This is a genomic window from Vibrio sp. M260118 (assembly GCF_036533755.1).
Taxonomy (GTDB): domain Bacteria; phylum Pseudomonadota; class Gammaproteobacteria; order Enterobacterales; family Vibrionaceae; genus Vibrio.
Genome location: NZ_JATABG010000193.1, coordinates 1 through 8,818, shown reverse-complemented (window position 1 = coordinate 8,818; position 8,818 = coordinate 1). Strand labels below are relative to the sequence as shown.

Sequence of the window (8,818 nt, the reverse complement as noted above, 5' to 3'; positions counted from 1 at the left end):
TGAGCGCGGACTGACCTCAGTTACTGCCGAATATTCATTACGAGATGATGGCGGCGTTAAGGTCATCAATAGCGGTTTTTCTATAGAGAACCAGGAATGGAAGCAAGCAGAAGGTAAAGCCTACTTTGTTGATGACGCCAGTGAAGGGTACTTAAAAGTCTCTTTCTTTGGACCTTTCTATGGCTCCTACGTTGTTTTCGAATTAGAAGACAAAGACTATAGCTATTCTTTCGTATCGGGCCCCAACAACGACTACCTTTGGTTGTTATCACGAACGCCAACAGTCTCGCCAGAGGTTATCACCAAGTTCGAAACTCAAACTAAAGCCCTCGGGTTTGATGTTGAGCAGTTGATTTACGTAGAGCATCAATAGAGCCATAGCGCTAACTCATCACAGGATCCAAAAACAAAAACGCCAAGCAAAATGCTTGGCGTTTTTGTAAATTTGGTGGATCCGGGCGAACTCGAATCGCCGACCCCCGCCATGTCAAGGCGGTACTCTAACCAACTGAGCTACGGATCCAAAATTTAATCTTTGCATGTTTATGCAAAAGGAATGGTGGGTCCGGGCGAACTCGAATCGCCGACCCCTACCATGTCAAGGTAGTACTCTAACCAACTGAGCTACGGACCCATTCCTTAAGAACGAAAGGGATGTTACCGAGAGTTTTTCAATCGTGCAAGCGCATTTTCGGTGATTTTTATTCGTTTGGTTTATAACTAATCGAATTGTCGCTGTTTTACGCACCGTCTGTTAAAAAATGTGCTTTGAATCACGTACATATCACGGTTAACTCACTCTTATTGACCTCGGCCATCAAACATAACAACGATGGTTTTAGTGATGATGCTCATATCCATAGTTAACCAAGATTTTAGCGAACAGAGTGAAAGCGCATAGCTATGGTCATAGCCAACCTTTTTGCGGACATCATCAATACAAGTATCGTAGCCTTGGTTAACTTGAGCTAACCCTGTGATTCCAGGCATTACTCCATATGTACGATCTGCAAAGTAGGGGATCGCATTCTCGAGTTTGCTGTAAAAGCTCGGGCGCTCTGGACGTGGCCCAATTAAAGACATATCGCCCATTACCACATTGATGAGTTGTGGGATCTCGTCTAAACGCGTTTTACGTAAGAAACTACCAACGGGGGTGATTCTTGGATCGTTTTCTGTTGCCCATACCGCTCCAGTGCGCTGCTCGGCATCTTGATACATGGTACGAAACTTAATAATTTCGAAGAACACCATTTTTTCGGGTGTCGATTTACCCACTCTCAGTTGCTTGTAAAACACTGGGCCAGGTGAGCTAAGTTTGATTGCTAGTGCAATAAAAGGCATCACGGGTAAAAGTAGTAGCAAGCCAAATAGGGCACCAAATAGGTCGAACAGACGTTTTGCTAACCAGATTGAAATATGTGTAGATACATTGCTCATAATCATCTCCTTATTGGCCTACGCGAGACCACTTTCCTGATTCAAGACCGAATAGGTAACGCAAACCACCAATGAAGTTTGCACAGTGTCCTGCAACGATATACAGCAGCAATTTGCAGGCTTTATGGCTAAAAATGTCAGGCAGTAGGTAGCTAAGTACTGCCAATGAGTAGAGGACGATTTGTGTAACCAACGCCACGAAATAAAATGGGTTATCCATCATCGCAATGGAACTGATAAAGCATGAGATCAGTAGGTAAGGGGTAATAAGCCTTAACCCTTTGCCAGAAAAGAACGCAAACGCTACGCCCTTGTATCTAGGTAAGAACATTTCGCTCAACTTTATGGCTTGTTGCATGTTACCTGCCGAGATACGGAGTCGACGGCTAAAATCATCTTGTGTATTGGTCGCTTCCATTTCTAACGCAATTAACTGCGGCTCATACTCAGCGATGTAACCTTGCCTGATGATCGACATTGGGATCATAAAGTCATCGTTGATGGTGTCAGTGCTCAATGCTTCAAATAGATGTGTGCGGAAAAGGTAGAAGGCTCCATGTGCGCCAAGTGTTGAACCAAGAGTCGCTTCACGCATTTTCAGTTGACTTTGGTAGCGCCAATAACAGGCTTCACCATCATTGCCGGGTTTAAACAGTTGGTAATAGCCGTTCACTACGCCAACTTTTGTCGCTTGAAAGTGTTTGTTGGCAATCCATAACGCGTCAAGAGATATAAGCGCAGACACATCACTTAATGCGGTGATCTCGCTAGTGATCGTCTTCATCTGTTCATTGACGATGGCAACTTTACCGCGATTGTTACTGAATGCTCGGATCTCAAAATGAGTGTCTGAACAGATCGCTTCCTGAATCGTTTGCTCTGCGATTAAGACGGTATTGTCGGTGCAACCGTCGCAAGCAATGATGACCTTGTATCTGTTTTTTGGATAAAGGTTTTAAATGGGTGATGCTTCGAATACCAAGAGAGCAGCAGTGGGTATCCAACGTGGTGATAGATCACCAACACACAGCTAACTATAAATAAGGTGGTGAGTACTAAGTCAATCATGCGATTTTCTCCTCTGCCAACAGTTCATATGCTCTCATCATCTGTCGTATGTCGTTATTCTGAAGTACGAATTCTCGAGGAGAGTGTGTTTGCTGATTCTCGATTGCGTTTAACACACACTGTGCTAGTGCTTGAGGGCTTTCTCTTTCAAATAGTTGTCCGGTTCTAGGGCACAAGGTTTCGTTGGTCGCGCCTACATCGCTAGCCAAGGTGACAACGTCACATGATTGAGCCTCTAACGTTGAAAGAGGGAAGCCTTCACACCGAGATGGTAGGCAAAACAGATCAAGAGACTGGTAGAAGCGTGGCATATCGTTAACAAGGCCAAGGAAAGTGACTCTGCTATTCAATCCCAACTGTTTCACTTTCGCTTGAAGCGCTTCTTTTTGACTTCCATTACCAGCAATAACAAGCTGAATGTGGTTAGGCAATAGAGGCATTGCATCGATTAGCGTGTCGTGACCTTTGACGGTTTCTAATCGCCCGGCCGAGCCGATGATGGTAACACCGACAGGCAGTCCCATAACTTGGCGAGCTAAATGTTTTGAACCGGTTGTAAACTGCTCACAGTCAATACCGTTCTTGATTACATTCACATCCTTATAAGCGAAATAGCGTTGGAACTGCTGCTTCACTAAATTGGCATCGGCGACCATTCTTGGTTTAGCAAGCCACATTGCAATACGTTGCAAGTAACGATGTTTGGGGTTGTCTAAGTGCCACGCATCGTGTTCGGTGTGGATTCGGGTGTTCACCCCAGCAAGTTTCGCGGCAACAGCGCCATATATAATGGGCCCGATGTGGTGACTGTGAACCACAGTTGGTTTTAACGTGCGGAACAATCGATACAGCTGATAAACAGTTCGTAGGCTATGTCCAGAGGGTTTATCTAAAAACACAATTTTGTCTTTGATGGTTTCTAGCTTAGGCCAGTTGGCTAGAGACTTTTCCCTTGCCCCTTCAAGGCTAACAATTAAAACGTTGTGGCTAGGGTTGGCAAACTCAAGCATGTTGAGTGCTAACGTTTCTAAGCCGCCAGGTGCAAGATGCTGAACCACATGGATGGTCGTTTTGCTGTGTGCGTTCATGTTGGCTCCCCAGAAATTAGTTTATGACATAGATAGAGCAGGTTATATGCCAGTATTTAAGTCGATATATTTCAATGGCTTACTTAGTTGTATTGAATATTCTCAAGCTGATTTTCATTTTGAAAATCGTTATGGATGGTTGGGTTTAATTTTGGGAATATAGGTAATCACCGGAGCTCGAGTTATGGCTTCTATTTCGTCTTTACGTCGAATCGAGGAATCAAACAACTCAATGAGGATAGCGACACCAGCACCAAGACCGATGCCAGCCACTAAGCCCGCGATTACAAAAACGATGGTTGGTAAATTGGCAGGACGGCTTGGTGTGTAGGGAAGGTCAATAATTTTTACCCGTTTATTTTGTTCAAACACACCTAATGATCCGGTTAACTGCGCCATTTCATAGCGTTGAATTAACTCATCATAGAGCTGACGTTTAATCTCGGCATTTCTTGTTAAACGGTGCATTGTTTTCGCGTTGTCACCGAATTTATTCGCTTGCGTTTCTAACTGTGCGATCATCGATTGTAAACTTTTCGTCTCTTCTGTTAGTGACTCATAACGGCCACGGACAAGTTGTAAGCTTTGCAATTGAGTCACGAGCAGGGGCTGTACTTCGCCCAGATCTTTAAGTTTGTTGCTACTTGCAATGTCCCAAAGCTGATCGCTGCTAATATTTGGTTGTTCCATCTGAAGCAATATAGAACGTTCGTTTTCTAAGCGGCGCAATTCACGTTCTTTACCTTGAACGGCACTGTGGCTCTCTGTGTACTTGGCTTTTAGAAGTGTAAGCTCACTGCGGATCTCGATGATTTGGTCTTCAATTTTACCAACCACAGGGTTTGTCTTAGATAACTGTTGATCGAGTGAGCCAAGGCTACGTTCGACCCCCGCTAGCTCGGCACTTTTCTCAGCGTAACTTTGCTTTAACGAAGCGAGTCTACCTAGCGCTTGGCTTTGCATCTCGGGTGTCACGGAAGCGTAACGATTCTTAAAATCTGCAAGTTCATTTTCCGCGATATCGAGCTCTTCTCTGCGCTTTTCAATATGAATAGCGAGGAACTCGGAAGAGTCTTGGATAGAAGATCGTTCAGGAGCCAGAAGTTGCTCAATAAAGTGCTCGCTGATCGATTCTAATAGCTCTTTCATCCCATTGGGTTTTGGCGCAGTCAGCGATATTTTCAAAAAATCTTTACCTGGCTGCGTGACTGTCAGGCTATTTGAAAGCCTGCTGATAATATAATCACGTTCAGCGGGAGTCATCGAGGCATCAATTAAACCGTGCTCTTTCGCGACAGCCGTTAATACATGGCGACTTTTTAGTAACGTGCTCAGTGCATTAAGTCGCTCTTTCAACATGGTCGAAACCGCAATATCTTCCAGGAAAGGGTTCATCTTGGCCGTTTCCTGGATCAACATCGATGTGTGTGACACGTAGTTGGTTGGCGCGACTTTGCCAATAAAGTAACCAACACAGGGTAGAATTAGTATCGGTACGATAATAACGTAGCGCTGACGCCATGCTGAATTAAGTATGACGATTAGCCTCATTTTTAGCTCATTCATAATGACTCCAACATACGGTTCAGGGTTAACGTTCGCGCATCCCAACTTTCAGCCGCTAGAGAGTGCTGCTTTTCGGTTGAAGAACCACGTTCTATCTCTTTTAACGTTTGGTTAAGCTGTGCTGTGTTGCTGACAACATAGACTCGATCGCGATAGGGTGATAGCGCTGGAAAAGGGGTCGCAATGACCTGACTACCCGCGGCTAAATATTCGAGCAACTTTAACGGGCTGCAGGAGGCTATTTGACCGTTAGACTTAAAAGGTAATAGGCTTACATCCCAATGTTGGCTGTAGCTTGGCAGATCACTATGTGGTTTGGGGCCAAGGTAATGAACATTAGGTAGATCGGGGAGTGGATTCGTAGCTAGCTCAATCGGACCGATAAACACAAACTGCCAAGAAGGGTTGGCTAGGCACACTTGCTCGATAAGTTTGTAATCAAGCCAGTTAGACAAACTGCCATAAAACCCTGCGATTTTGTTTTCGCAAGAAGGTAAGTCGTCGGCGCGCTTAGCTGGCGTGCTGAATAACTTAGTATCGACGCCATGGGGCAGATAATGTGTTTTGGTCTGCGGGAACTTGGTAACAAGCTTTGCGCTTGCTGCAAGAATCAAGTCTGCTTGCTCGACCAACTTGTGTTCATGGACTGCACCGGTGTTATGGTCGACGCCTGCTAATGATGAGAAATCATCTCCGCAGTAATAGACAACCGCTGATTCACCAAGTGTTCCACACAAATCAGCAGTTGTAGGTAGCGAGCTCCACAAGATAGGCTTGTGTAGTTTTAACTTTTCAATCACGGGTTTAAGTTGCGAGCAAATCATTGCCTTAGCCAATTGACGAGCAAACCAAGAACGCGGAGCAGGTATGGTCTTAAGATTTACAACCGTAATGTTTGAGTCATGGCCTTGGTTTTGAGTTTGATTTTGATTAAAACCACCTTTGCTTCTACCCAGTAGCTTATTCGCCGCACGCTTAATATCGTGCGTCGTTAACTTAGGCTGGCGCAAACCAATCGAGTTAACCCACAAGACTTTACGCTGTTTTGCTAAGCGAGTGACAAGGTGTTGAGTGCTTGATGGCAATCCGCCAAAGTCTTCACCGAATACAATAAGATCACGCATGGTTATTCTCCTCATCGCTTGATGAATGTTGAACAAGTGAACGAATCACTTTTGCCGGATTACCCGCTGCAACAACAAACGGTGGGAGGTCTTTGGTTACTACACTCCCTGTGCCAACAATCGTTCCTTCTCCAATCGTGACATTTGGGCAAACTGTTACGTTGGTGCCGAGCCAGACATCGTTTTTAAGCACGATATCACCGACATCACAATCTAAGTCACCTAAGCCTTTGGCTCGAAGCTGTGCATCTAAAGAGTGGCCAGAGTAGCCAAATAAGAATGCGCGTCCGGCAATGCGCACATTGTCACCGATTACGATTCTGTTGCCGACAGCGAATGTACTTTGCCAGCCAATATCGACATTGCTACCAACGATGAGTGATGGGTTGATAGATTGTGGTCTCGCGCTAAAGGTAGTTTGTCCTGAAATACGACAGTCTTCACCCAATGAGATAGATAGAGGGCCTGAAACGAAAGGCACACCTCCGAACAAGTACAACCCCTGACCGTAACCTGATAGACGCCCTTTAAAAGCGGGGGTATGAATCGTTACGCGGATTAGGTTATTCCAAACTGAGTGGCAGCCAGAGTAGAAGAAGCCAACGAGCTTGTTATAGATCTTCGGTGTTGGAATATCGCAGGCACGGACTGTTTTCAAAATGAGAAACAATTTGCGATAGGCCGGATTCTCATTGTGCTGTAGCCAAATTTTGAACTGATTTACTTGCTGAGCCAACATGATTGTGTCCTCTACATTTGAGTTATGTAGAGGCTATTTCACGTAATGTGCCAAGATGTTTTTTATAAAAACAGTTAGTTAGCATAGACTTCTAATCTGTAGTGCTAGGATTCTCAAATTGAGAATGTTTTTGAGTAATTCGAGAAATGGCAATACACAAGGCTGCGAGTATGTATATTGGCCAAGTAAATCCTTGGGTTAGGAAGGTACCAGACACAACCGTACCGATAACACCTGCGTACACTGCGAGCGCGGTTGCTGTTAGGTAAGGAGATACAGAGCCTTTCAATTGATCTAATCGAGCTAAAGTTTGTCTACTCGTTTTGATGAGTGAAATGATCATTCCGAGAAAAATGATTAACCCAAGGAAACCCATCTCTGCGAGAACACCAAACCAAGTGCTGTGTACTGCGTGATTTAGTCCGTCCCAATGTGAGCTGTAGAAGTAGTAGTTTGAGTAGAAGTTATTAAGACCAACACCACTGAAAGGGTTGTCGAGTGCCATTTTGAATGCCGCTTCCCATGCATACAGTCTGCCCATTGCCGATGCATCGATACCTTCTTCAGCTGCACCTCCTGATTGGCGATCTGAAATACCGGCCACCGCAAATAGAACCGTTAACCCTATCACGCCAATAAAAATAAGTAGTGATTTAGAGCGAATAAGCCTTAGGCCGAAAATGCCAAATACAGCAACTGAGCCTAAAAGCCCGCCACGACTTTGAGTCGCAATCACAGCGGCCATTGCTAAAATCAGGCCGGTTAGACCAAGAATACGTGAAAACCCAATGTCTTTTGTCGTCGCGAAACTGATCGCGAATGCGAGAGGGAACATCAAAACAAGGGATAGATCGTTGGGGTCACCCAGAACAGAACCAAGCTGACGGCCGATTGTGACGCGAGTACCCTCCACAAGACCAATTCCGGCAGAAGAGTTATATAGAGCGACCACAGCGATTAGCCCACCGGCCAAGATAATCAGTGTGGCGATTTTTCGCACCGCATCTTCTGTATTGACCAACCATGCGATTGCTAGCGTCATCACGATGATCTTCCAATAAATGTTTTTGAAGTAGGTAATTGCAATCCCAGGGTTTGAGGAAAGCACGATTCCAATCATTACCAATCCCCAGAACATGGCAAGCCAGGTCATGCTCGGGTGCCAGAATGTTTGTAGTTGCCTGCTGACCAGGGTGTGCCACATAAGAGCAGACAAAGCGCCAAGCGAAAGCAGCAATGGGATTTTCAGAGAGTAAAGAGCGGGAATCGCCTCATGTATGCGAAAGAACGAGAACAGCACAAATAGGCTCACTAGCCAAAACGTTTGATTGAGTACAAACAGAGCACCTAAAGGCACAAAACAAAGTACAACGACAATCGCAGGGTGAGGCACTAAATACCAAGTTGCCGCCAGTACTAAGCTGAGTGACGTCATCACTAGAATAGGCATCGTTTGGTTAGTGCTACTCATAATGACTTACCCAAATAGCGATTTATCGATTGGCTGAAGGCTTTGAGATAGCCAGTGGAGATAAGCCCAAAACGCAGAGCAACAGCAGCTATCCCTAACGGTTGCAAAAACAGCATGAGTAGAGAGGTCTCAACGCGTTTCTGTAACTGGCTCGTAAGTAGAAACACAACAGTTAGTAGTAGCAGCGCAAACAAACCATTGGTTTGGTAATTAAGCGAGTAGGCTTTTTGGCTAAACATTACGGTAAGAGAAAAGCGACTAAGCTGTCCGACAATCAAGCTCCAAAGTATTGCTTCAATTCCTGACTCTAACCACATTAGGC

At 45.0% G+C, this 8,818-nt stretch carries 7 protein-coding genes, 2 tRNA genes and 2 pseudogenes; 1 reads left to right on the top strand and 10 read right to left on the bottom strand.

Annotated features, from left to right (window positions below; all coding sequences use genetic code 11):
- The coding region (locus QTO00_RS12220) for a lipocalin family protein (RefSeq protein WP_331425061.1) at positions 1-373 on the top strand (373 nt) is incomplete at its 5' end.
- Positions 374-446: 73 nt separating this feature from the next.
- Here the strand turns inward: QTO00_RS12220 and QTO00_RS12215 are convergent.
- From QTO00_RS12215 to QTO00_RS12170, 10 genes and pseudogenes are all read right to left on the bottom strand, one after another.
- Positions 447-523: transfer RNA gene (locus QTO00_RS12215), tRNA-Val, on the bottom strand.
- Between the two features lie 34 nt (positions 524-557).
- Positions 558-634: transfer RNA gene (locus tag QTO00_RS12210), tRNA-Val, on the bottom strand.
- A 167-nt stretch (positions 635-801) separates the two neighbouring features.
- Positions 802-1,440: a sugar transferase gene (locus QTO00_RS12205; RefSeq protein ID WP_331425060.1), complete on the bottom strand. Its 639-nt coding sequence runs from the start codon at positions 1,438-1,440 to the stop codon at positions 802-804.
- A gap of 10 nt (positions 1,441-1,450) precedes the next feature.
- Positions 1,451-2,508 (bottom strand): annotated as a pseudogene (locus QTO00_RS12200) (glycosyltransferase).
- Positions 2,505-3,596, bottom strand: a complete 1,092-nt coding sequence (locus QTO00_RS12195) for a glycosyltransferase (protein ID WP_331425059.1) — start codon at positions 3,594-3,596, stop codon at positions 2,505-2,507. The pseudogene QTO00_RS12200 and the gene QTO00_RS12195 overlap by 4 nt, the downstream one beginning before the upstream one ends.
- 129 nt (positions 3,597-3,725) lie before the next feature.
- Positions 3,726-5,162 carry a GumC family protein gene (locus tag QTO00_RS12190; protein ID WP_331425058.1) on the bottom strand — a complete coding sequence of 479 codons (1,437 nt, stop codon included), beginning with the start codon at positions 5,160-5,162 and terminating at the stop codon, positions 3,726-3,728.
- Positions 5,159-6,286, bottom strand: a complete 1,128-nt coding sequence (locus QTO00_RS12185; RefSeq protein ID WP_331425057.1) for a glycosyltransferase — start codon at positions 6,284-6,286, stop codon at positions 5,159-5,161. The genes QTO00_RS12190 and QTO00_RS12185 overlap by 4 nt, the downstream gene beginning before the upstream one ends.
- Positions 6,279-7,025, bottom strand: a complete 747-nt coding sequence (locus QTO00_RS12180) for an acyltransferase (protein WP_331425056.1) — start codon at positions 7,023-7,025, stop codon at positions 6,279-6,281. Before QTO00_RS12180 ends, QTO00_RS12185 begins: the two co-directional genes overlap by 8 nt.
- Before the next feature lie 91 nt (positions 7,026-7,116).
- Positions 7,117-8,496 carry an O-antigen ligase family protein gene (locus QTO00_RS12175; protein WP_331425055.1) on the bottom strand — a complete coding sequence of 460 codons (1,380 nt, stop codon included), beginning with the start codon at positions 8,494-8,496 and terminating at the stop codon, positions 7,117-7,119.
- Positions 8,493-8,818, bottom strand: a pseudogene (locus tag QTO00_RS12170) (lipopolysaccharide biosynthesis protein); the annotation flags it as partial. The gene QTO00_RS12175 and the pseudogene QTO00_RS12170, both read right to left, overlap by 4 nt.